The sequence below is a fragment of the Candidatus Neomarinimicrobiota bacterium genome (genome assembly GCA_012964825.1).
In the GTDB taxonomy this organism is placed as follows: Bacteria; Fidelibacterota; Marinisomatia; order Marinisomatales; family S15-B10; genus UBA2125.
The window spans coordinates 26,657-50,549 of sequence record DTTI01000006.1 but is presented as its reverse complement, the minus strand read 5'-3'; the positions used below and the strand labels follow the sequence as shown (position 1 = coordinate 50,549).

General features: G+C 45.6%; 21 protein-coding genes. 20 read left to right on the top strand and 1 reads right to left on the bottom strand.

The genetic code is table 11. From position 1 onward, the window contains the following. Positions 1–30: 30 nt before the first annotated feature. From EYO21_00605 to ppk2, 20 genes are all read left to right on the top strand, one after another. Positions 31–1,953: a hypothetical protein gene (locus EYO21_00605; GenBank protein HIB02316.1), complete on the top strand. Its 1,923-nt coding sequence runs from the start codon at positions 31–33 to the stop codon at positions 1,951–1,953. Beyond that, positions 1,950–2,654, top strand: a complete 705-nt coding sequence (gene pgeF, locus EYO21_00600; GenBank protein ID HIB02315.1) for a peptidoglycan editing factor PgeF — start codon at positions 1,950–1,952, stop codon at positions 2,652–2,654. The genes EYO21_00605 and pgeF overlap by 4 nt, the downstream gene beginning before the upstream one ends. 13 nt (positions 2,655–2,667) lie before the next feature. Next, complete coding sequence (locus EYO21_00595) at positions 2,668–3,441, top strand: undecaprenyl-diphosphate phosphatase (protein HIB02314.1); 774 nt, start codon at positions 2,668–2,670, stop codon at positions 3,439–3,441. 1 nt (position 3,442) lies between these two features. Beyond that, positions 3,443–4,891 (top strand): sodium/proline symporter, encoded by a 1,449-nt coding sequence (locus EYO21_00590; protein HIB02313.1) that lies wholly within the window; start codon positions 3,443–3,445, stop codon positions 4,889–4,891. A gap of 7 nt (positions 4,892–4,898) precedes the next feature. Further along, the gene (gene holA, locus EYO21_00585; protein ID HIB02312.1) at positions 4,899–5,891 is read left to right on the top strand and encodes a DNA polymerase III subunit delta; all 993 of its coding nucleotides are present in this window, start codon (positions 4,899–4,901) and stop codon (positions 5,889–5,891) included. Continuing rightward, complete coding sequence (locus EYO21_00580) at positions 5,884–6,474, top strand: sigma-70 family RNA polymerase sigma factor (GenBank protein HIB02311.1); 591 nt, start codon at positions 5,884–5,886, stop codon at positions 6,472–6,474. The genes holA and EYO21_00580 overlap by 8 nt, the downstream gene beginning before the upstream one ends. Beyond that, positions 6,474–7,046, top strand: coding sequence for a zf-HC2 domain-containing protein (locus tag EYO21_00575; GenBank protein HIB02310.1), 573 nt, complete (start codon positions 6,474–6,476; stop codon positions 7,044–7,046). Before EYO21_00580 ends, EYO21_00575 begins: the two co-directional genes overlap by 1 nt. A gap of 48 nt (positions 7,047–7,094) precedes the next feature. After that, positions 7,095–8,834, top strand: a complete 1,740-nt coding sequence (locus EYO21_00570) for a GGDEF domain-containing protein (protein ID HIB02309.1) — start codon at positions 7,095–7,097, stop codon at positions 8,832–8,834. Between the two features lie 80 nt (positions 8,835–8,914). Beyond that, the gene (locus tag EYO21_00565) at positions 8,915–10,528 is read left to right on the top strand and encodes a tetratricopeptide repeat protein (protein HIB02308.1); all 1,614 of its coding nucleotides are present in this window, start codon (positions 8,915–8,917) and stop codon (positions 10,526–10,528) included. A gap of 6 nt (positions 10,529–10,534) precedes the next feature. Then, on the top strand, positions 10,535–11,488 hold the full coding sequence (locus EYO21_00560) for a glycosyltransferase (GenBank protein HIB02307.1): 954 nt from the start codon (positions 10,535–10,537) through the stop codon (positions 11,486–11,488). 12 nt (positions 11,489–11,500) lie between these two features. After that, entirely contained in the window at positions 11,501–12,541 is a 1,041-nt protein-coding gene (locus EYO21_00555) for a glycosyltransferase (protein HIB02306.1), read from the top strand. Further along, positions 12,456–13,403 (top strand): methyltransferase domain-containing protein, encoded by a 948-nt coding sequence (locus EYO21_00550; GenBank protein ID HIB02305.1) that lies wholly within the window; start codon positions 12,456–12,458, stop codon positions 13,401–13,403. The genes EYO21_00555 and EYO21_00550 overlap by 86 nt, the downstream gene beginning before the upstream one ends. After that, positions 13,286–14,134: a hypothetical protein gene (locus EYO21_00545; GenBank protein HIB02304.1), complete on the top strand. Its 849-nt coding sequence runs from the start codon at positions 13,286–13,288 to the stop codon at positions 14,132–14,134. The genes EYO21_00550 and EYO21_00545 overlap by 118 nt, the downstream gene beginning before the upstream one ends. 5 nt (positions 14,135–14,139) lie before the next feature. Further along, the gene (locus EYO21_00540) at positions 14,140–15,033 is read left to right on the top strand and encodes a hypothetical protein (GenBank protein HIB02303.1); all 894 of its coding nucleotides are present in this window, start codon (positions 14,140–14,142) and stop codon (positions 15,031–15,033) included. Continuing rightward, the gene (locus EYO21_00535) at positions 15,030–17,420 is read left to right on the top strand and encodes a hypothetical protein (GenBank protein HIB02302.1); all 2,391 of its coding nucleotides are present in this window, start codon (positions 15,030–15,032) and stop codon (positions 17,418–17,420) included. The genes EYO21_00540 and EYO21_00535 overlap by 4 nt, the downstream gene beginning before the upstream one ends. Positions 17,421–17,463: 43 nt before the next feature. After that, entirely contained in the window at positions 17,464–18,600 is a 1,137-nt protein-coding gene (gene sat / locus EYO21_00530) for a sulfate adenylyltransferase (GenBank protein ID HIB02301.1), read from the top strand. Continuing rightward, the gene (gene cysC / locus EYO21_00525) at positions 18,593–19,156 is read left to right on the top strand and encodes an adenylyl-sulfate kinase (protein HIB02300.1); all 564 of its coding nucleotides are present in this window, start codon (positions 18,593–18,595) and stop codon (positions 19,154–19,156) included. Before sat ends, cysC begins: the two co-directional genes overlap by 8 nt. 34 nt (positions 19,157–19,190) lie before the next feature. Next, positions 19,191–20,384, top strand: coding sequence for a HAMP domain-containing histidine kinase (locus EYO21_00520; protein ID HIB02299.1), 1,194 nt, complete (start codon positions 19,191–19,193; stop codon positions 20,382–20,384). Between the two features lie 43 nt (positions 20,385–20,427). Continuing rightward, the gene (locus EYO21_00515; protein ID HIB02298.1) at positions 20,428–22,074 is read left to right on the top strand and encodes a M1 family peptidase; all 1,647 of its coding nucleotides are present in this window, start codon (positions 20,428–20,430) and stop codon (positions 22,072–22,074) included. Positions 22,075–22,205: 131 nt separating this feature from the next. After that, entirely contained in the window at positions 22,206–22,991 is a 786-nt protein-coding gene (gene ppk2, locus EYO21_00510) for a polyphosphate kinase 2 (protein ID HIB02297.1), read from the top strand. Between the two features lie 271 nt (positions 22,992–23,262). Here ppk2 and EYO21_00505 read toward each other — a convergent pair whose 3' ends face one another. Continuing rightward, positions 23,263–23,862: a superoxide dismutase gene (locus EYO21_00505; protein HIB02296.1), complete on the bottom strand. Its 600-nt coding sequence runs from the start codon at positions 23,860–23,862 to the stop codon at positions 23,263–23,265. Positions 23,863–23,893: the final 31 nt, after the last annotated feature.

The following is a 23,893-nucleotide window of genomic DNA, read 5'->3' as shown; positions in this document are numbered from 1 at the left end:
AGTGTTACGGTTGAATAACCTACCCCTTTGATGAAATTCAGACTTCTGCTACCGATGGTACTGGGCCTGTTTCTGAGCGGACCGCTATTAGCAAATTCTGCCAACCAGCGTTTTGATGAGTCGCGCTCCAGGAAACTTTTTGAACAGGGTGTTGAACATTATAATGCTGGCCGCTATTACAGTGCATTGGACATTTTTAGGAGGCTGAAAAACCACCCGCCGGAGGAGTCACCGCAGATCACAGCAAGCATACTCATGTGTATGAAATCGTATGCACAGGTGGGCCGATACGATGAAGCAAAGGCCACAGCGCGGGAATTTCTTAAAAAATTCAACGACAGTGCTTATTTGCCTGATGTCCACATGACGCTTGGGGACATTTACGTGAGCGAAGGTTATTACGGCGCGGCGTTGGAGTCTTACCTCAAAGCCCGTAGTGCCGGCGGGGTAAGAAATACTCAGATCGATGAAAAGCTTTTTAAGCTCTCTTCCGGATTTGTTGGCAAGGAGAAGCTAAACGCACTTATGGCTACGGAAACTAATTCCACGTCCCGGTCTATTCTTTCGCTGGCGCTGGCGAATGGATTGATCTATGAAAGTAAGCGTGATGAAGCCGCCCTTATTTTGTTCAAACTGGACAAATCAACCCTGCCGAAATCCTTCCAGGAATATTACGAAAAGCTCCGGGGTGAAACGTATGAAAAGCGAGGTAAATCTAAAACAATTGGTCTCATTCTCTCTACCAGCGGCCCCGATGAAAAAATGGGGCTTTCATTTCTGAAGGGAGTTCATGAAGCGACGCGAGATATACAGAAACTGAAAAATTTTTCCATCTCAACAGAGATCATCGATATCGAAGGAGACGCTCTGAGTGGCATCCAGGCACTTAAGCATTTGACGCAGAATAGCAACGTTCTGGCCGTTATCGGACCGAGGGAAAATTCCGCCTCCCTAGCTGTGGCCGCAGCGGGTAAGGACGGCTCCACACCACTGCTCTTTCCCACTTCTGATCTGAAAGGGCTGTCATCAGTTGGCGAAAGCATTTATCAGATGAATACCGATCTTTCTCTCCAGGGGCGTTATGCTGCCCGCTATGCGGCCAAAACACTTTCGGCCGAAACAGTGGCCGTCTTGGCACCATCTGACAGGCTCGGTAAAGAACTGGCGGACGGTTTTCTGAACGAAGCCGATGAACTAGGTGTAGAAATAGTTTCTGTGGAGTGGTACTCTGGAATTCCTGTGGATCTGTCGCCACAGCTGACAGCTTTGCGTAATGTTGCATTTCGTCTTGAAGCGGGAAAACCAAAAAAATTAGAAGGTGAAATTGTCTTAGATACCGCTGATAACACTTTTGATATTTCCAGCACGGATTTTTTTGCTGAGGAAGCCACCGGTGATCTGGAGAAGGAAGAGGTGGATTCTACAGAAATTGTTTTGTCAACCATCGATGCTGTATATCTACCTATCCACCCCGGTGATATAAATTATGTCACTTCCCAGTTTTCCTCCTATGGACTGGAGACCCAGCTTCTCGGAAATGTGAACTGGTACGATCCGGATGAATTGAATCAGGATATGATCGGTTCAAATCTACAGGGGATGATTATCCTTACTGACTACCTCCATCCTCAGGAGCAACAGTCGGCTGACAGGGCCTGGGAGATTACCAGCAACATCGAGAACAGAGATGAAATCCGGATGGCTTTGGCAGGATATGATCTTACCATGTTTCTTGGTGGTTATCTCGAATCCGCTGATTCTCGTGCCGCTTTGAAGATGAATTTGGAAAGAGCAGTACCGTTGAGAGGCTTGAGTAAATTTTTCGCCTTTTCTCCTAGTGAACCCCGCCTGAACGCCTCCATCCATTTGCTGAGATATGCAAAGAACAGACTCACGCTTGTGGGTGAGTTCGTTGGCGATTCCCTCTACTCCTACATTTTAGAAATACCCTGAAAACGACCGTCAAGGAAAGTTCATTCACCCTTGAGGATCTATCACTGCATCTGCAAAATGAGGTGTATGCGTCCATCGTTTATCGGGCCGGCAAGAGGAAAGGGCGTTTCAATGATCTTCTCGATTTTTCTGACAGACTAGACAATAATGGTAAGGTAGCGTATGCCAGGCAGATTCATTCAAATAAAGTAGTTTCTGTAGACACTCCGGGGCTCGTGGGTGAATGTGACGGCCTCATCAGTGACTGCCCGAATGTGGTCCTAGCTATTCAGGTAGCGGACTGCCTACCAATTTTTCTTACAGCACCGGATATGTCGGTTATCGGTCTCATCCATGCAGGCTGGCGGGGAACAGTCGCTGGTATAGCCGGAGAAGCCGTTTTTAAACTGAAAGAAGATTTCGGTGTTAAGCCGAAATTACTCTCCTGCTTTATCGGTCCTTCCATTCACACTTGCTGTTATACCGTGGGGGCGGAGGTTAAAGAAAAATTTCATACGGATCACTTGACTAAGAATGGGCCGAGTCACTACACTCTCGATCTCATTAGCGCAAATAGTGCGCAACTGAGTGAAGCTGGAGTGGCCGCTGAAAAAATTACCGTGGATAAGAGATGCACACACTGTTCCGAATCTGGGTTGCATTCCTATCGCCGACACGGTGACCGTGCGGGACGGAATATCTGCTTTCTCAGCCTGAAATGAGTCTGATACCACTATGTCTGTCATAAACGCACTCATCTTGGGTTCTCTTCAAGGTGTCACTGAGTTTTTGCCGGTGAGTAGCTCAGGTCATCTCGTGCTCATAACCAAGGGGCTTAATGTCAAACTTTCCGGTGTCGCCTTTGAGGTGATGGTGCATATGGGGACACTCATGAGTATTGTTGTCTGTTTTTGGGATGAAATCAGAGGAATTTTTGTGAATGCTTTCCAGAGGAAGGAATTCGATTCGGTCTGGAATCTTGCAGTAGCAACTGTCCCCGTGGCCGTTGTTGGCTTTTTCTTTAAGGCCAATATTGAATCAGTTTTCGACTCTACTATCGTTGTGGGTGTTTGTCTGCTTGCTACGGGAGTGATTTTAGTCAGCACACGTTTTGTGGGGCAAGGAAAAGTAACACAGGTTGGATTGGCGGCTGCGTTCATTGTTGGTTTGGCACAGACTCTTGCCCTTTTACCCGGGATTTCAAGGTCAGGGATTACCATATCTGCTGGGTTGTGGCTGGGCTTTACCAATCGGGAAGCTGGGCGGTTTTCATTTCTCATGGCCATTCCGGCCCTGATTGGATCAGCTCTACTTACGCTACCGGACATCATTGAAATGGGCATCAGGGAAGGATCAACTTTTGCTCTATTGGTGGCCTTCCTATCAGCTTTTGGGGTCGGTCTTTTTGCGCTGAAGATGCTCCTTGGTATTTTACGCTCAGGCAAGCTCTATCTGTTCAGCGGATACTGCTTTCTCGTGGGTGTAGTTGCCCTGACGGTCTGGTATTGAAATGAACAAAACAATTGCTATAGGGTTTGCCGGTTACCTTTTGTTTATTCTTGTAGTCGGTATTGTCACAGCACGTTATAATAAGACTCTTTCCGATTTTTTGCTAGCAGGCCGGCGGCTGGGGCCGTGGGTCGTCGCACTGTCGGAACGGGCTTCCGGTCAGAGCGGATGGCTCATCCTGGGACTAACAGGTCTCGCCTATGCCACTGGGCTGGGTGATCCATCCGGGACAAAACCGCAACCGGCACTTTGGGCATCCATTGGCGGCTGTTCCGGTGTGGCGCTATCTTGGATTCTCATCGCTGAAAAACTGAGAAAAGAAACTGAGCAGTTGGGTGCACTGACACTGCCTCGATTCTTCGAGCTAAAGTTCCGAGGCCATGATCCGACCATCCGATTTGTCACTACGGGAATCATCGTTTTTTGTTTTATCTTCTACATTGCTGCTCAGTTTGACGGGGCGGGAAAAGCCTTGGAACAAACATTCGGATTTCCGCATTTCACAGGCATACTGGTCGGGGCATCCATAATGGTTTTCTACACCCTTATGGGTGGTTTTTTTGCAGTGGCATGGACAGATTTTTTTCAGGGAATTATTATGCTGGTGACATTGGTTATCCTGCCTCTAGTGGCCTTGGCCCAGATCGGCGGAATTGAAGGTTTAGTGAATAAAGTTTCAAGCATTAATCCAGAATATCTTACTCTCTCTGGTGGAAGACGTGGGTGGCCGCTTTTATCAGGTGTTCTGAGCGGTCTCGGTATTGGGCTGGGCTATCTCGGTCAACCACATGTATTGACAAGATATATGAGCATTCGGTCGGTGAGTGAGGTGGGAAAGGCGAAAAGTGTGGCAATTGTTTATGCTATTATGACTTACGGTGGTGCAGTCCTCATGGGAATTGTGGCGCTGGCCTATTTCGGTGTCGGTCAGTTTCCTGATCCCGAAAAGATGATGCCGGGACTAGCCATCGCCGTTGTACCGGCCTGGCTCGCAGGAATCCTCATCTGTGGCGCCCTCGCCGCCATGATGTCCACCGCTGATTCTCAACTGCTTGTTACAACTTCGTCTGTGGCGGAGGATATTTATCACCAAAGTATCAACCCCTTTGCGAGCCAATCGCAACTGGTTTTTCTTTCAAGAATAGTAACATTTGTCATGGGCGTTGCAGCGATCTTTCTTGCTCAGCTTCCGTCTTCTATTTTTGATAAGGTTCTTTTCGCCTGGGGCGGACTGGGCGCCGCGCTGGGCCCTCCGTTGGTGTTCTCCCTCTGGTGGAGAAGGACCACCCGAAATGGTGTGATGGTTGGGATGATTCTCGGCTTTCTCACTGTGATTGTTTGGGACAACTTTTTTAAATGGACAGGCATCTATTCTCTCCTTCCAGGCTTTGTTCTTTCAACAGCAGCTGTCTACCTGGTGTCGCGAAGTGACAGAGGTGGACTTCGGTAATCCTAATATGAAGCAAAAAAGTCTTAGAAAAACTGTTGATGAAATGAGAGAAGGCAATGTGGAGCCAGTCTACTTCCTGAATGGTGACGACTATTTTCTTCAGTCTCTTTTCGTTGATGAAGTGATGGTAGCGCTCACAAAAGATGAGCCACCTGAGAAAATCTATTTTTCAGCAGAATCTGTCGATTATACCGCAGCGGTGGCAGATCTCTTTTCTGGCTCTCTTTTTGGTGGCCAAAAGCTGGTGATCTTCCACAATCCAATCAGAATGAGTGGAAAAACAAAGGATGATTTTTTCGACTATTGCCGACAACCCAATAACGATAATTCCCTTATTCTTATACTGGACAAAGTGGACGGACGCTCAGCATTCACTAAGAATCTCTCAAAGATTGTGCCGCCTATTAACACGTCGCCGCCGTTTCCTAACAAAATGGCCGACTGGATCGAGTTTCTCCTAAAGAAAAACGGCCTTTCAGCCACAACAGCTGCCAAAGAGCTTTTACTGGAACTGAGCGGTGACTCGGTCTATCACATTGCTAATGAGATCGAAAAAATCAAGATTGGCCTCTCTGAAGACAGCGAGATTGAAGAGAGTCATGTAGCGGAATATTGCGGGTGGGAGCGGGAATATTTCCCTTGGTACCTGTCAGATGCTGCCGGAAGCAAGGACCTCCACAACAGTATACTCATCGGTAAAAGCCTTATTCATCATGGTGTGGATGTGGTGTCCATGGTTGCCCAATTGGCAACACTTTTTCAAGAACTTTATTTAATGAGCCTGCCTAATGGAGAAGACAGTGACCTCCCCCGAACAGGTTGGCTAAACCAAATTCTTACTCGGAAACTTCCTACATATTTCAATAACTTCTCCCAAAATGAACTGGAACAGATTGTAAAAGCTTTGGGCGAAGCCGACAGAAATATCAAGACAGGAAAGGGTTCCGGTGAAACGCTTCTTGTCCCACTTCTCCACAGGATTGCGGTAGGTTATGACTGATAAGGTTCAGTACAACGACAAAGAGCTGATCCTAAGATTTCAGCAAGGTGATGAACTTGCCTATGTTGAGCTTGTTAACCGGTACCGCGACAGGCTCATAAACTTTGTCTTCAGATTTGTCGGATCCTTCGAGGAAGCCGAGGATATTGTTCAGGACACATTTGTAAAACTTTATCAGAAGAAAGATTATTATCGTCCCATCAACGCATTTTCAACTTGGATTTTCACTATCGCCTCCAATTTGGCCAAAACAGAACTGAGAAAGCGAAAACGACGGAAGGTTTCTTACCTCAGTCGGATTGGGATGGAAGAGAAGGATTTCGACATCCCGGTGGAAGACACCACAGATGAGGAGACTGTAGGTGCATTTGCTGAGTCTCAAATTCAGAACGCAATCCAATCACTTCAGCTTCATTTTCGCACCGCTCTCATACTGCGAGATATTGAGGAACTTTCTTATGAGGAAATCAGTAAGATACTAGATGTTCCACTTGGAACGATTAAATCGAGAATCAACCGTGCAAGACTACAGTTGCAGGAAAAGCTTAAACATGTTCACAAAGATAGGAGGACGCCTATTTGATGGATTGTTACGAGTTTCAAGACAAAGTATCAGCATATATCGAAAAAGAACTCACCCTATCTGACGTCAACAGATTCGATCAGCACCTTGAGTCATGCAGAATCTGTGCGGTGGCTTATATTGGCGTCAAGTCAGCCGTTCGAGCTGTCAGAGGGTCGAAACGGATTTCTGTATCAACAGGCTTTAATGATCGGCTTATTGGAAGACTTGAGCGTGAAAAAGTCAAACCGGTGAGAAAAATCAGCGGGCTGGGTCGTGGAAGGAGAATATTTGGTTACAAGCCCCAGTACGCATTTGCCTCCTTAGCGGCCGTCGTGCTTATCGTTGTGCTCACCATCGGTATACTGCCGGACGGTGACGACAATATCAATTTCAATCCGTTGCCGCTATCCACACAGCAGAACGTGAATGACACCATTCAGCCAGCCATGAGAGGCGGTGCGCCCGCCGCTCCAACGCTCGTCTCAGAGGAGCCTGAGGAAGATTCACTGGCCGCACCGAAAGACAAGACATTATCGACACCGCTGGACTTCCGTGAGAAGATTCAGCTTGTTAAAGACAAGAAAAAGTAAGTCCCGCGCCTTCTTTCTTTTTCTCCCAAGCAACTTTAATTTCCCGGTGTGAGTGGACTTCGACACGCCTTCTCCTCGGACAATAGCAGCAGAATCGGCATCATTCTGGCGTTTGCTGTTCTGTTTCTGTTATTTGTCTATCCCAACCCGGAAGGGCTTATTTTCGGACTGCTTCGCATGGCATTCCTGGGGTTGGCTGTTTTTCTTTTCATCCAATTTTATCAGCAGGAGCAAAAGAGGGGGTTCCCAGCTTCAGGTAGAGGTGATACTTTAACAATGCTTAAAAACCAACCTACCTCTTTGGAAGAAGAAGTTAAGGGCCTTGCTGTTGAGGGTCGCTTCATCATTGATTTATTGGCCGACGCAATGCCGGGCTTTGGTATTGCCTATTACAGTTACAACGATTCATCGCCCTCTCTATCACTCAGTCAGACTGCTGGAGAAGAGGTAGAGTTCGCATCAACCATCTCTGCGGAATCTGGAAAGATTGAAGATTTCGTCAAAACCGTAGCCGTGAGATTTTTCACGCCCGGTGCTGATGAGGACGCTGTCACCCAATTTTTTATTACAGACGCCACTATTGAAGATGGTACTACACTTCTGGCGGTCCCAGTAAGTGAAAGTGATGAAATGACGGGGGCGTTCATCATTTGCGCTCATCAGTTTGGCAACTTTCAGGATTACCACAGACCTCTGGTTGAATCCTTTGCTAACGTCTTGGCGGAAGTTATTGGTGATGAGAAAAGTGGCGACAGGAGCGAGGAACACCTCAGTTTCTTCAAACGTCTGGAGATTTTTCAACACGATCTTGATATTTCCAGATCCAGAGAGCAGTTGGTCAATGCCATAGCCGATTTCTGCAAAGAAAACTTTACTTTCGATAAGTTCACTTTGGTTTTTCTCGATCCTAAAAAAAAGGATGAGGCCGTGGCTGAGGAAGTGATAGGATACAAAGATGATTTTGAAGCAGAAACACACTTCCACAGGGAAAAGTCACTCCTTTGGAAAGTCCTTGATGGAGAAGACTTTCTTTCTACTGATTTGACAGACGAAAGCCTTCTCGGTGGCGGGAGATTTAGTAAAGGTGATACTCAGAATCACCACTTTTTTTCCTTCATTGGGGTACCTATTCAAACCGACAGCCAGACAATGGGCTGTCTCGTTCTTGAGAGTTTTTCCTCGGGTCTTTACCGTAAAAAGGAAGGTCGAAATCTCCATATTTTTAGCACCCGTCTCGGTGTTTTACTGGATTGGTGGCAAAAGTATGACGTTATTCGCGAAACGGCTATGCGCGACGGCTTGACAGGCTTGCTGAACCACCGCTCTTTTGTTGAAAGATTCCAGCAGGAACTTCAGAGAGCTGGTCGCTACAACGAAAAACTTGTTCTGATGATGTTGGACCTGGATAAGTTTAAACGAATTAACGATAACCACGGTCATCTCTATGGCGACTATGTATTAAGGGGCACTTCCGCTGTTCTCAAGACCGCTGTTCGAAACATTGATATTGTAGCCCGGTACGGGGGAGAGGAGTTCGCCATTGTTCTTGTGAAGACGACCAAGGTGAAAACCTTCAACTCGGCAAAACGAATTGTTCAGTCTCTTGCTGATCACCCATTTGAGAAAGAAGGAAAAAAGGTTCGAATGACCATCAGTGCAGGAATGGCAGAATATCCGACGGATGGCGAAAACATGAGAGAACTGATCGCAATTGCCGATCGCGCAATGTATGAAGTGAAAGGCCGGGGCGGTAACAATGTGGAGGTCGCAGGTGAGATTACCAAATAAACGTTTCGTGTGATTATATGTTTGGAGCACTTTATTTGTTTTGTCCCAATGAACGTTAGGATAAATTTTCTCGATGAGAAATGAATCTTAAACTGTATAAAGATACCTCATTTTGGACTCTCACCGTGCTCTCGGCAGTTTGGTACAGCTGTACCGTTAAGCCGGCACCTGAACCTGTGTTGGCGATTGAGACTGGTCCGGCTAAGGTAGAGGTGGAGGAGGTCAATACCAAAGCGCTCCAGCACTTTATGGACGGTGAGATGTATTTCTCTCAGGGCAACTATCCCATGTCGGTGATTGAATTCCAGGACGCACTTCGCTATGACCCTGGTTCATCAAGTATTCACACTTCGCTGGCGGAAGTTTATATCAGGTTAGGCAAGCTGGACCGTGCCGAAGAAACGCTTCAGGAAGCCCTCAGGCTGAATCCTCTCAACCCAGATGCCAGGGAGTTACTTGCGCAGCAATTCCTAATGCAGAACAGTATCGAGAAGGGGCTGGAGCAGTATTTCATTCTGGAGGAGAATGATCCTGACGAAAGACAGTACTCTTACGTGGTGGCAGAAATTTTGGTGAGACAAGGGAAACTTGAGGCTGCTCAGGAAAAAATGTGGACTATCTATCAGAGATATCCTTCTGAGCTTCAGGCGCTCATGAGAGCAGCGGAAATTGCCAAACAACGCGATGAACTGGAATTTTCCTTGGAAGCTTACGCAAAGCTCACTGAGGAAAAACCAAACAATATTCAGTTCTGGAAAGCCTACAGTGAACTGGCTGTCATGCTGCAAAAATTTGATAAGGCGGTAGCTGGACTCAACAGTTTGGCACGGCTCACAAGTGACGATCCCGCAGTCCAGGAACGTCTGGGCATTCTTTATTTTGAGAACAATGAAATGGAGTCAGCAGACTCCATTTTTACCATGTTGTATGAGGGTGGTACACGGACACCGGGAATCCTCTACTATATGGGGCGTATTTCCATATCCGAAGATGATTATTCCCATCTTGCCGTGCTGGCCACAGAACAGGTGGAGCTGTTCCCTGATGAGGTTTCCGGATACACCAATCTTGCGCTGGCTTACATAAATCTTGACAATCCTCTTGAGGCTATCTCCATCCTTCTTAAAGCACGTGACAAGTTTCCCAAGAGTTTTGGGATTAACTATCTGCTGGGCAGCACATACAGCATGGAGAAAAGATACGAGCTTGCCAAGAAGAGTCTTAAGACAGCCCTTTCTATCGATCCCGAGTCAAAGTCTACAAAGCACTTGTTGGCAACTGTCTACAACTATCTAGAAGATTGGATATCTTCCGACGAATTGTACGAAGATCTTCTCACATCCAATCAGAACGACGGACAGGCCTTGAATAATTACAGCTATACACTGGCTGAACGAGGAATCAACTTGCGCAATGCTTTGGACATGGCTGAGAAAGCCATAGAACTTGAGCCGGGAAATCCTGCTTATTTCGATACCATTGGCTGGATCTATTTCAAGATGAAAAAATTCGAGAAGGCACTGGAATATATCGAACAGTCTCTTTCAAAAAATCCTGAGAATGCGGTTGTTTTGGAACATTTAGGTGACGTGCTCATGAAGGTAGATCGTCCGGAGGATGCTCGTACCTATTACGAAAAGGCGCTTGCCATAGATAAAGAAAACGACCGCCTTCAGAAAAAGATAAAAGAGTAATGCTTCTTGGCTGAACCAGTTAACCTCTCCATCGTCATTCCGGTCTTTAATGAGCGAGAATCGATCTCTCACTTGCTTGATGAGATTCATTTCGTCATGGACACCGATTACAGCTATGAAGTTATCTGCGTAGATGACGGCAGCAGTGATGGCACTTTCGAGTATCTCAGGGAGCGGAGTCAAAGCGATGGAAAGCTCAGGATCATCCGGCTCCTCAGGAATTATGGGAAGTCCGCTGCACTGGCGGAAGCGTTCAAGAGAATCTCATCAGGTTATGTGGTTACCCTGGATGCTGATCTTCAGGATGACCCGATGGAAATACCCCGTATGGTGGAAAAACTGCAGGAAGGTTATGATTTGGTGTCAGGATGGAAAAAGGAGAGGCGAGATCCGTTATCAAAGCGTCTGCCGTCCAGGCTTTTCAATTTTACCACTCGTCTTCTGACCGGCATCCGCATTCACGATTTCAATTGTGGTTTGAAGGCTTACCGATGCAATGTTGTTAAATCACTTGATATTTATGGCGGCATGCACCGCTACATTCCAGTTCTGGCTGGTAAAAGGGGATTCCGTGTCACTGAGATTGTCGTAAACCATCGGCCCCGTCAGTACGGGGATAGTAAGTTTGGTAGGGAACGGTACTTTAAGGGGATGTTTGATCTCCTCACTGTACTTTTTCTCAGCCGGTACACACGGCGTCCTCTCCACCTGTTCGGTCTTTTCGGGCTCATCAGTCTTTTCCTCGGAATCGGCGTGGATCTCCGTGTTCTTTACTTGAAATACGGTCTGGGAGAACCTTTTTCAAAGCATATTGCTCTGCTTGTTTTTGGCGTATTGCTGGTGATTCTGGGCGTTCAGTTTATTGCCATCGGACTTTTGGGTGAGATGATTGCTCAGTCAACTTTCAAGACCGGTGAGTCCGTCAGGGAAGTTGTACTTTATGATAGTTCAACTCCCTGAGGTTTAGTCACAATTTCCTCTTCATCCTCATCTGTAAGCGTGTTAATTAGCGTCATTACACCGGTATTTAACCGGGCCGATGAAATTCCTCACCTCCTTGAATCCATGGCAAAACAGACCGTGGCTTCAGATAGGTTCGAGATGGTGATTGTGGATGATGAATCAACGGATGAAACGATCAATATTATTGAATCTATAGAACCTGACTTAAACTTTAACTTTAATCTCGTGAAACAGGAGAATGCTGGCCCCGGTGCCGCTCGAAACCGGGGGATGGAAGAGGCAAAAGGGGAACTGTTTATTTTTATAGATTCGGATTGTGAAGCCGATCCCCGATGGCTGGAGACTATTCTTGAATCTTTTGAAGGAGAAGGTTTTGGTGCCTTTGGTGGTCCCGATGCCTCAAAAATGGGCTTCACCACACTTCAACGTGCCATTGATTTCAGCATGACATCATTTCTCACTACCGGCGGGCTTCGAGGGCACAGCATTCGTCCCTTGGCCAAATTCTACCCTAGGAGCCACAATATGGGGATGACCCGATCTCTCTATGAAAAGGTTGGAGGTTTTGGGTCTCTCCGGCACGGCCAGGATATAGAATTGAGCAACCGGATACACGCTAGCGGTGCGAAAGTGGCTTATTTACCGGAGGCTGTTGTCTATCATCGCCGTCGGAGCACTTTAAAGAGATTCTTCAGACAGGTTTTCAACTGGGGCGTGGCCCGGATCAATCTCGGTAAAATCGATTCCAAGATGCTGGAGCCGCTTCATTACGTACCGGCTGTGGTCACCGTTGTAGCAACTATCGTGACAGTCGGTTTCCTCATAGATCCTATTGAGTATGGTTCATTTTTCGAGCTTGGTTTCGGATTTCTTTTGTTTCTAGCCGGTGCCGGTGCGTGGAAGCTGAAAGATGTGAAAATATTTTTCACTCTTCTGGCAGTCATACCGATCCAGGTTTTTGGTTATGGTCTGGGGTTCCTCCTCACCTTTGTGCGCCGCTTCATTTTCCGGCATGGGGAATGGACGGGATTTCGCAAAAAGTATTACTAAGCGAATGGAACAGAGTTCGCAATTGCCTCCACATTTGACCCTTCTGAAGCGAGAGGAAGGGAGAGAAATTCCCCGATCGACGAGTGAAATCAATGATAGAAGTATGCGGGCATACAATGAACAATATTGGTACGGTGAAAATTTTCTCGCAGACTATATCGGTCTCGCAGACTATGTCGGAAAAAAAATTCTTGAAGTGGGCCCAGCCGAAGCAGGTTTGCTGAAATTCTTAAATGAGCAGGGCGCTAATTGCACTGGAATGGAGCTCTCTCCTCTTCGGTTTTCACACTCTGAACTTCTTCTCAGCGACAACTCGGAGATAAAGTTGGAAAAAGGTGATATCTGTAACTCTGATTCTTATCTGGAGACATTGACAGAAAAATTCGACGTCATTATCATTCGGGATGTCATTGAACATATTGAAGATAAGCTGGCAGCTCTCAGAAATATGTTTGATTTACTGTCAAATGAAGGGCGTCTTTTTATTTCGTTTCCGCCACGTTACTGCGCCTATGCTGGGCATCAACAAACAGTGAAAAGCATTTTCGGAAAAATCCCGTATTTACATCTGTTGTCGAACACGTTCTACTCAGCTTATCTCCGAATGTTAGGACACCCGGAGACAGGCATTGATTATCTAATGGCTACGAAGATGACAAGAGTTTCAGTACGTAAAATGGAGCGACTGTTTAGCGAAGCTGGCTATAAAATAGAAAAACGAGGCCTTTTTTTCTTCCGACCCGCATATCGTTTTCGATTTCATCTGCCGACCTTAAAAAATCCTCTTTCCTGGCTGTTTGGATTCAGGGAACTGCTGACAAACGGCGCACTCTACGTGCTCGAAAAAAGGACGAACAATTGATTGTGATCGTCGTTGGGGTGCACCGAAGTGGCACCTCTGCCGTGGCTGGGATCCTGCACTTGAACGGCATTGCCATGGGGTCTGAGAAAACATTCAAACCGAAACCGATGCCCCAAAATCCTAGGGGATTTTATGAGAACTACGATTTTAGGAAACTAAATGACAGGATTCTGAAGTTAGCAGGTTACAGGGTAAAATCTTTCGATACCCTTATCCCTCAGGCCCATACCAATGACAGGATGATGGCCAAAATGGGGAACCTTATTGACAAGCAATTGTCGGGAAATAACCATTGGGGATGGAAGGATCCCCGAACCTGTCTGACACTCAGTGAGTGGTTGACCGTCATGAAGGAAAAAAGCCTCCTTAATGATACCAAAGTTGTGTTCACTACTCGAGGAGCATCGGCTGTTGCTCAATCTTTACGGAACCGTAATGGCCTCCATTTTGATAACGGCCTTATTCTTTGGCGCCTTTACACTGAAAGGGCCCTGGAGGCGGTGGATAAATATTCTACCCAAACATTTCATTTTTCCTTCGAGGATCTGTTGAAAAGACCACAGTTTGTCTGTGAGAAACTTTTTCAGTTTCTAGGAACAGAGTATGACCCATCGATAGTGGAAAAATTTATTGATCCTAGTCTCAATCGCAGTAAGCCTGCGGTTGACATTGAATTGAGTGGGGAGGTGGCGGCTCTTACTGATAAACTTCAAAGGTTATCATCAGTATAGATTCTGTGAAAAAAGAAAAAACAATTACTGTTGTCTCTGTCAACTGGTACTCTTCAGAGCATATAAAAAGACTGTTAAATAATTTGCGCAATAAGGCAGATAACATCAATGCTCTAACTTTTATGATTGTTGACAATACGAACGGTGCCGATGTCCAGTTGCAAGATGCAGTCGGGGAAGTTCCTTTCGTAACAATCTTGCCTAATGAACCTGAGCGTAAACAACGCTCTGAAGCCCATGCCTCAGCCTTGGACACGGCCATGCAACAATTAGAGACATCCCACACTCTTGTTGTTGACCCCGATGTTTATATTTTCAAGAAAGGGTGGGACAGTTTCTGCCTCAACGAAATCGAATCTGGGAAAACTTCTGTGGGGGCGCCCTACCCGAAATGGAAACTTGGTAAGGTACATGACTTTCCCAGCGTTGTCTTCATTTTTGCCCGTACAGATTGGTTCACAGAAGAAGGCCTAAGCTGGTTCCCTTTTCCTCCGCTGTGGCATAGAACATGGAATTTTTTTGTGCGGAAAGTTGTGAGACTTTTCAGATTTGCTAAGAGATCGAGGTTGGAGAATAGTAGGTATATGAGAATGGTAACTTCGGGACTGGAGGCCATGACAGGAATCACATCTCCAGACACAGGATGGCACTTTATAAAAGCCGCTAAAGAAAGAGGAGATAACTGTACTGTTTTCCAAGTTCCCTATGCTGCTGAACTGCCGTCGGATAGTGAATCCATGATTGAGTTAGCACGCAACTTCGAACTTTTTTTGCATAACGACGAACCTTTCATGAGTCATATGTACTCTTCTGGTATTGCTTATTACCGGACTGAAAAAGGTGGTGACCCGGAAGCTTGGCTCTCGGCAGTGTCAGAAGTGGAGAGGAGTTATAATTGAAACTGAACACTAAGACCGTGATTTTCATCCTTGCCGCGGTTAGTTTTCTTTTCCTCGGTGAGATGATCCTTTCCAATAAGGTTCCAGAATCGGCGGATATGTTTCACCGGATACCACTGGATCGATGGGCTGAAGACTATAACTCCAAGAACGACAACATGCCGCAGTGGTATCCCCACCTTTTCGGAGGAATGCCGTCATACGGAGGTTTCATTTATGCCCCGGCCGATCCACTTAGAAAGATTTTCGATTTTTTGAATCTTGGATGGGGGTTGAGATATTGGGTCCATTTTATCATTGCGGCCCTAGGCATGAATGCTTATTTACGGCGCAAAAGATTGTCAGAGGTAACAAGCCTGTTCGGTGCACTGTCTTTTTCACTGTCGCCTTATCTATTTGGTTTGATTAATGCCGGTCATCCGGCAAAGATGTTTGCCATTGCTTTCATTCCATTGGTGGTTCTCTTTGCGGAAAAGGTGATGGAAAACAGAAATGTGAGATCGGTTTTACTTTTGGCCGTTTTCACCGCATTTCAACTGTGGACAAAGCATGTTCAGATAGTTTACTATACCTGGATGCTCATCGTGTTTTTGTGGTTCTGGCGAGCGGGGTCAGCCCTTCGACTTAAACAGTTTGATCTGAAAAAATCCGGACAGAGCCTCGGACTTATGGCGGGAGCTATTGTCATAAGCGGTTTTCTAGTGGCTGATCCATATCTGCCCATCTACCGGTTCCAGGGGTACTCCACACGCGGCGCCGCCTCAACACTGGATATTGAGGGAGAAGCAAAAAAAGGGACCAGTTGGGAGTATGCCACCCAATGGTCTTTTCATCCCAAAGAAACCATTTCGTTGTTTTACCCATACTTCTACGGGTTACAGAACTTTCCCACTCGCGATCTGAACTCTCAATCCTATTGGGGTTACATGCCTTTCACTCAGTCTACTCACTATATGGGGCTTGGGGTCCTTGTTCTGGCTGTGGTTGGTTTCCTGATAGGGAAGCCGAAAACGGACAGCCTATCCATGGGTGTCGCCACTGTTATTATACTTATCATAGGGTTTGGAGAGCATTTCCCCGTTCTCTTTTGGCCCCTTTATCAGTTTTCCCCCATGTTCGGACGGTTCCGGGTTCCTTCCATGATCTACATTTTACTGCCATTCACACTTTCTTTTCTTTCCGCAACAACGCTTCATCAGATATGTGAAGTATTGGAATCCAAAAGTGAAAAGATGGAACACCTAAGGAAAAGAATTATTGTTGTTTTTGGTATCATTGTTGGTCTGTCCCTACTGTTTCTGATCCTTGGCTCTGAACTGTTCTCTTTCTCCAAACTGGGGGAGGCTGGCAGGTATCAACCAGAGACATTTGCCCAACTGAAGGGGGCAAGGATTAGTTTGTTTAAAAAAGGAGCACTGGTGGCTTTTGTTTTATCCGGAATGGGCTTAACTACATTTTGGTTAGCTTTTAAAGGAACTGTGAAGCCGTTCTTTGTAGGGTTGTCTTTCATAGCAATAACCATCATTGATCTTTGGGTTGTCCACAACGAATTCATGCATTTGAGATCGGAACGGTCCATTAAAGCCGGTTACCGCCAGACAAAGGAAGTTCAATTTTTATTAGAGAACAATGGGCTACACCGGATTTGGCCTGTCGAACAGTTTAATACCAACTGGTACGCCTACTTTGGACTCTCAACAGTCGGTGGCTACCGGCCGGTGAAGTTGAGATCCTATCAGGATCTTCTGGACGCCCAGGCGTTGAACAGTGAGGCGGTCCAAAATATGCTCAATGTTAAGTATTTGGTAACACAGCGAACCATGAACGATCCGAGATTCCGCCTTGCCTTCCACGATCAGTTGAAGGTGTATGAGAACAGGAAGGTTCTTCCCAAAGCGTGGTTTGTGAAGAAGGTCGAATCAGTTAAGAGTGTTCAGGAATCTCTGGCATCCATCCTGAGATCAGAATTTGATCCCAGTTATATAGCTTATGTTTTGAACTATAGGGATAAGACTAGTTTAGAAATGGGAGTAGGAACAGTCGAGATTATTAAATATTCTGAAAATGAAATTGTTTTGGAAACAGAGATAACTGGTGATGGTTTTCTTGTTCTCTCCGAAAATTATTATGGTCCCGGCTGGAGGGTCGATGTGGATGGTGTGGAGACTGAGATATTTCGTACTAACCATGTTCTCAGAGGTGTTCAGATTCCCACCGGGAGCCACAGTGTTACCTTTTCAGTTGACGATTCTGCCTATAAAATGGCACGATTCATCTCCCTTTTGAGCATGGTGTTAATGGTTACTATGCTATCGGTTGAATATCGCGGTGTTATCACTGACCTCACCGCTCGGTTACGAATCAAAAAGCAAGATATGGGGAGTTGACTTCGGCTTTGTAATTTTACGACCATTATTTAACAATAAATAAATGAGCATTCCTCACGGCGAAACGTTAATTGATCTTCAAGTGGAAGCACCCCAAGAGGTTAATTCTGACTTGCCAGTAGTCACGCTCTCACGGAGGGGGCAGGCAGATTTTGAAATGCTCTCAATTGGTGCATTAAGCCCGCTGAGCGGCTTTATGGGTGCTGACGATTACCAATCCGTCCTCAATAAGATGAGACTAAAAAACGGTTTGATCTGGTCTCTACCCATCGTTTTACCTGTGGAGGATGAATTGGCTGAGCATCTTAAATCATTCGGTGAAGCAGTACTAAAGGGCAACGGCGGTGAAGTTTTGGGTAAAATCACAATTGAAGACATTTATAGAGCTGACAAGGAGAAAGAAGCTGAAACTGTTTTCCTCACAAGTGACGGAGCCCATCCCGGTGTTGCTTCGCTCCAGAAGCTGGGTAATTGGTACGTTGCTGGTGAAGTAGAAGCCTATAAGTTTCCTCATCACGGCAAATTTTCTCAATACCGCCATTCGCCGGCTGAATTGAGGCAGCTATTTCAGGAAAAAGAGTGGAAAACAGTGGTGGCTTTTCAAACACGCAATCCCATCCACCGGGCTCATGAATATCTCACCAAGTGTGCTCTTGAGACTGTGGACGGCTTGCTCATCCATCCAATCGTCGGTGAAACCAAAGGTGATGACATACCCGCGGAAATCCGGATGGAATGTTATGAAGCCATTATTGACAACTATTTTCCGCACCGCCACACCGTTCTTTCAGTCTATCCTGCCTTTATGCGGTACGCCGGTCCCCGGGAAGCCATCTTTCATGCCATTACCAGAAAAAATTACGGCTGTACCCATTTTATTGTGGGCCGAGATCATGCTGGTGTTGGTGATTATTACGGCACCTACGATGCACAAAAAATATTTAATCAATTCTCTTTGGATGAGTTGGGAATCCAACCCATCTTTTTTGAGCATGCATTCTATTGTAAGCGAACCAACTCTATGGCCACCACGAAGACATCAAGAGCTATGGATCATGAAAAAATTTTTCTGAGCGGGTCCAAAGTTCGAGAAATGCTTATAAATGGAGAAAGATTGCCGGAGGAATTCACTCGACCTGAAGTAAAAAAAATCTTGAGGAGACATTACCAAAATGTCTAATGAAAAAACACTGTTACCGGGAAGCAATTGTCAGAAGGGTGTTGCTGTCTGGCTCACGGGTCTGTCCGGCTCTGGAAAAACCACCATCTCTATTCCTCTGTGCGAGAAGTTGGAAGCCATGGGTTATCGTGTCCAGAGGATGGATGGGGATGTAGTGCGCCAGAAATTGACACGTGATCTAGGGTTCAGCAAAGAAGACCGGGACAAGAATATTGAGAGAGTCACTTTCGTGGCTGAACGTCTTGTGAAACACGGCATTATCACAGTTTGTGCATTCATTTCACCCTATCGTGCCGAAAGGCAATACGCTCGGAGTGAGATAGGACGTTTTGTGGAGGTTTTTGTGAAATGCCCACTTGAAGTTTGTGAAAAACGGGATGTTAAAGGGCTTTATGCCAAGGCGAGGGCTGGAGAGATAAAGAATTTCACGGGAATTGATGATCCTTATGAAGAACCTGAAGATGCTGAAATGACGGTAGACACTTCCACGACAACATTGGAGGAGGAAGTAGATACCATCATCGCCTATCTTCAGGGAAATGGCTACATAATGTGAGCATGCCGCACTAATTTCCCTGCGAAGGGTTTGTATGCGGATTTACAAGCAGGCTGGAAATATCAAGGGAGCCCTTTTTCTAGGGGCTGTAATCCTGATCATTGGCCTTTTTATTTATACTCAATCCATCATTAACGCCCTCCGGAGTGAAAGCCGCGAGACCGTTTCGCTCTATGCCCACATCATGGCCAAGGGCGTTACAGGTGCTAACGATAACGAACTCGATTTTGTCTTTAGAGAAATCATTCTGAAAGTGACTTTTCCCATCATTCAGTCCGATGCCGATGGAAATCCTGTAAACTGGCGGAATCTTGTAGATGATGGCGACATTGAGAAAGAAACAGTTCGAGAGATAATGGAGGCCATGGATTCTCAGAATGATCCCATTCCCCTGGTGGTGACGCTTGATGGGGATGTTGACGCTGGTCCCAGAGTGTATGAGCTCGGTCATCTCCATTTTGGGGATTCCGTCCTAATTAACCGGTTGAAGATGTTGCCATACATTGAGATTGGGGCAGTAGCCCTATTCATTTTCTTTGGCTTTTCAGGTTTCCAGGTGATCAGGAATACGGAAAAACAGCACATCTGGTTCGGTATGGCAAGGGAGACCGCTCATCAACTGGGAACACCCGTTTCATCTTTAATGGGGTGGGTAGAACGATTGAAGGATCATCCCGAGGAGTCATCTCAGCTTGCCTCGGAAATGGACACCGATGTTTCCCGACTTCAGGAGATTAGTGAACGTTTCTCGCGTATGGGCTCTGTTCCAAAAATGGAGCCGGTTGAGGTTAGAGATTTCCTTGAAAACCTGAAGTCCTATTTTGAGCGCCGGCTTCCTAGCGGTGCAAAAGAAATGGTGCTCAGTGTGGATAGCCAGGAAGTAACCGCCAAGACGTCACCAACCTTGCTTAGCTGGGTGCTGGAAAACCTTATAAAAAATGCCATCGATTCCATTGACAAGGGGGACGGTAAGGTTACGCTAAAGTCAGAGAAAATGGACAATGATGTTTCTATCAGCGTGAGTGACAATGGGCGGGGAATTGCCAGACGGGACTGGAAAAATGTTTTCCGGCCAGGCTACACCACTAAGGAACGGGGTTGGGGAGTCGGACTCAGCATGGTAAAGAGGATTATGGAAGATTTCCTGGACGGCTCTATACAAATTAAGTCATCGGAGGTGGGAAAGGGGACCACTATAGAAATTCGCCTGCCGTCTTTTGCGTCATAGCGAAAAAAGTAATCACAAGAATTCTGTACTTGAGCACTTTTCTATGATGAAAAAACTGTTATTCTTGTTTTTCGGCTTTTTTTTATTTGTTGTTCAATTACATGCGGATGACTATCCAAAAAATCCTGACATTGATATACTGCATTACCGTTTTGAACTAAACCTTTCCGATGATGAAGATATTATCCGGGGAAGTGCAACCATCAATATCATTTTTAAGGTTAAAGGCATTAAGGAGATACGCCTTGACCTAATTAATAAAGATGATAGCCTTGAGGGCAAGGGCATGGAGGTATCGGGAATCAGTTGGAATGACCGCACTCTAAAATATCTTCATCGGGGGAACGTATTGACTATTGCTCTAGATCAACCATCAAGAGTAAACCATGAAATATCTCTAACTATAGATTATCATGGGGTGCCCGCTTCTGGTTTAAAAATTGCTCCAAATAAATACGGTGATCGCACCTTCTTCAGTGATAACTGGCCAAACAGAGCCAGGCATTGGTTGCCAACCGTGGATCACCCCTATGAAAAGGCCACTTCAGAAATGATTGTAATTGCACCAAATCATTACCAGATAATATCAAATGGCCTTCTTATTGAGGAAAGTAATCTTGAAAACGATCTAAAAAGAACTCACTGGAGACAGTCCGTACCTATATCTTGTTGGCTATATGTATTAGGCGTAGCCGAATTCGCAATTCAATATGTTGATACGTTTGAGGGAAAATCCATTCAAACTTGGGTTTATAAACAAGATAGGGAGGCAGGATTCTATGATTTTGCCGTTCCTACTAAACATGCCCTGCAATTTTTTTCTGATTATGTAGGTCCTTTCTCCTATGAAAAGCTTGCCAATATTCAATCCAATAGTGTAGGGGGTGGCATGGAATCAGCGACAGCCATTTTCTATGGTGACAAATCCGTTACTGGGAAACGGACGACCCGCTGGAGAAATGTCATTATCCATGAGGTTGCCCATCAATGGTTCGGAAATGCTGTAACCGAATATGATTGGGATGATGTTTGGTTGAGCGAAGGGTTTGCCACCTACTTTACTTTGTTGTTTCGGGAACATGCTTATGGACGGGAGGATTTCGTCTCCGGATTGATTCCTTCCAGGGAACGGGTATTCGATTATTATGAAGATCATAAGAACTATCGAATTGTTCATGACAATCTTTCTGATATGAGTCAAGTTACTACCGGTCAAACCTATCAAAAAGGTGCATGGATTCTTCACATGTTGAGGAATCTGGTAGGAGATGAAAAATTTCAGGAGGGGATCAAAAACTATTATTTACGATATATGAACTCCCACGCATCTACCGATGATTTTAAACATGAAATGGAAAAAGTATCAGGCTTGGATCTGGACCAGTTCTTTAGTCAATGGCTTTACAAGGGGGGGCACATTGTTCTTGATGGTTCATGGAAATTTGACGAGAAGAAAAAAGAAATTATCATTGATATCCAACAAGTTCAGGATGATGGATATTTATTTTCTTTTCCTATCGAATTCGGGATTTATGAAGAGGGAAAAGTTGCGCCGAATGTTGAACAAAGGAACCTAACCAAAAAGAAATCCTCATATTCCATTCCTGCGGAATTAAAACCTAGTAGGGTGGTCATTGATCCTAGAACAGTACTGCTTGCTAATTGGTCCTTAAAGGAAAAAATCAATTAATTAAACTTTTATGGTGTCTTCTACGTGGTAAAAACGAGACTCCAATCATTTCTGTCATTGTAAATCTTGCTTGGTAGCCATATCGTGGCTACAATTTGTTTAATTGAGATAAAAGATATTTTTTGTGTGCTATGAGCAGTAAAAAAGAATTCAACGAAAAGTATGATAAAATGCTTGGCGAATTACAGATCAAGTTGGTCAATATGCAGGAATGGGTTATACATAGTGGAGCAAAGATTGCGGTTGTTTTTGAAGGGAGAGACGCCGCAGGAAAAGGGGGTACCATAAAGAGGGTCACAGAAAATTTGAATCCCAGATATTGTAAGATCATAGCTCTTGCAGAACCCACGGAAAGGGAAAAAACCCAGTGGTATTTTCAGCGTTATATCCCTTACCTGCCAGCCGGTGGTGAGATTGTCATTTTTGACCGAAGCTGGTATAACCGTTCCGGGGTAGAGCATGTCATGGGTTTTTGCACTGAAAAAGAGTACATCAATTTTTTGCAAACTTGTCCCGAATTTGAGCGGATGATTATCAGTTCCGGTATTCAGTTAATCAAGTACTGGTTTTCAGTCAGTGCTAAAGAGCAGATGAAACGCTTCAAGGGCCGGGCAGAGGACCCCACCAAAGGTTGGAAACTGAGCCCCATGGATCTGGAATCCGTTAACAGATGGGACGATTATTCTCAAGCCAAGGACAATATGTTCGAACACACGGATACGCAATTCTCTCCATGGTACGTTGTTGAGTCAGACAACAAGAAGAAGGCCCGGGTCAACTGCATCAGTCATCTATTGCACAAGGTTGATTACGATGAGGTAGAACGGCCCGAGGTCAAACTTCCAGAGCGTGTTCAGCAAAAAAACAGAGACCGGCCATCGCGGTCTATTTACAATTACGTGCCGGAAGTACTCTAATTATTTAGTTCATTATAAAATCATTTGAAGCGTGAAGCGAAGTTGAAATGAAATCATTACCCTGACTTCTTGGGCATTAATATATACCCCTACGCCACTATCGGACATGAGGGTACGGGGGGATAAAAAAACACTAACCTTCGAGTTATGAGCCCGACTGAAGTGTTTCTATTTTATATGTGCTGGATGGCTACATTGCGTGGAATTATCCCACAAACAAAAAACCCTCGAGGAAAACCCCGAGGGTTGCTAAGGCTAACTTAAGTTGCCTTCAGCTCATTCTGTCGGCAACAAAATCCCAGTTGATTAGATTATCCAAAACGGCACGGACGTGATCTGGTCTTACATTTTTGTAATCCAGGTAATAGGCGTGCTCCCAGACATCAACGCCCATGAGGGCGTGCTTGCCGCGGGCCAAGGGATTTTCAGCATTGGGAGTTCCCATAATGGTAAGGTCGCCTTCTTCCTCAAGGAGCCAGCACCAGCCGCTGCCGAAGACGCCGACGGCCGCCGTGGTGAATTGTTCCTTGAATGAATCCAGTCCACCGAAAGCTTCGTCCATCATTGAAGCGAGACGCCCGGAGGGAGTCCTAGAACCGCCTGGCTGCATTTGGTTCCAGTAAAGAATATGGTTCCACGCCTGACCGGCATTGTTGAAAATCTTTTGGGTATCGGCGTTTCCAAAACTACCCGTAACCACATCCTCAAGGGCCATATCGGCAAAATCCGTCCCTTCCGAAAGGGTGTTAAGCATATTGAAATAAGCTGCATGATGTTTGCCGTAATGAAGCCCTACCGTTTGCGATGATATTGTGGGTTCAAGGGCATCTTCGCCATAGGGGAGTTCAGGGAGAGAGAAAGGTTGACTCATGATTACCTCCGTCAATTTTCTATCTTATAAA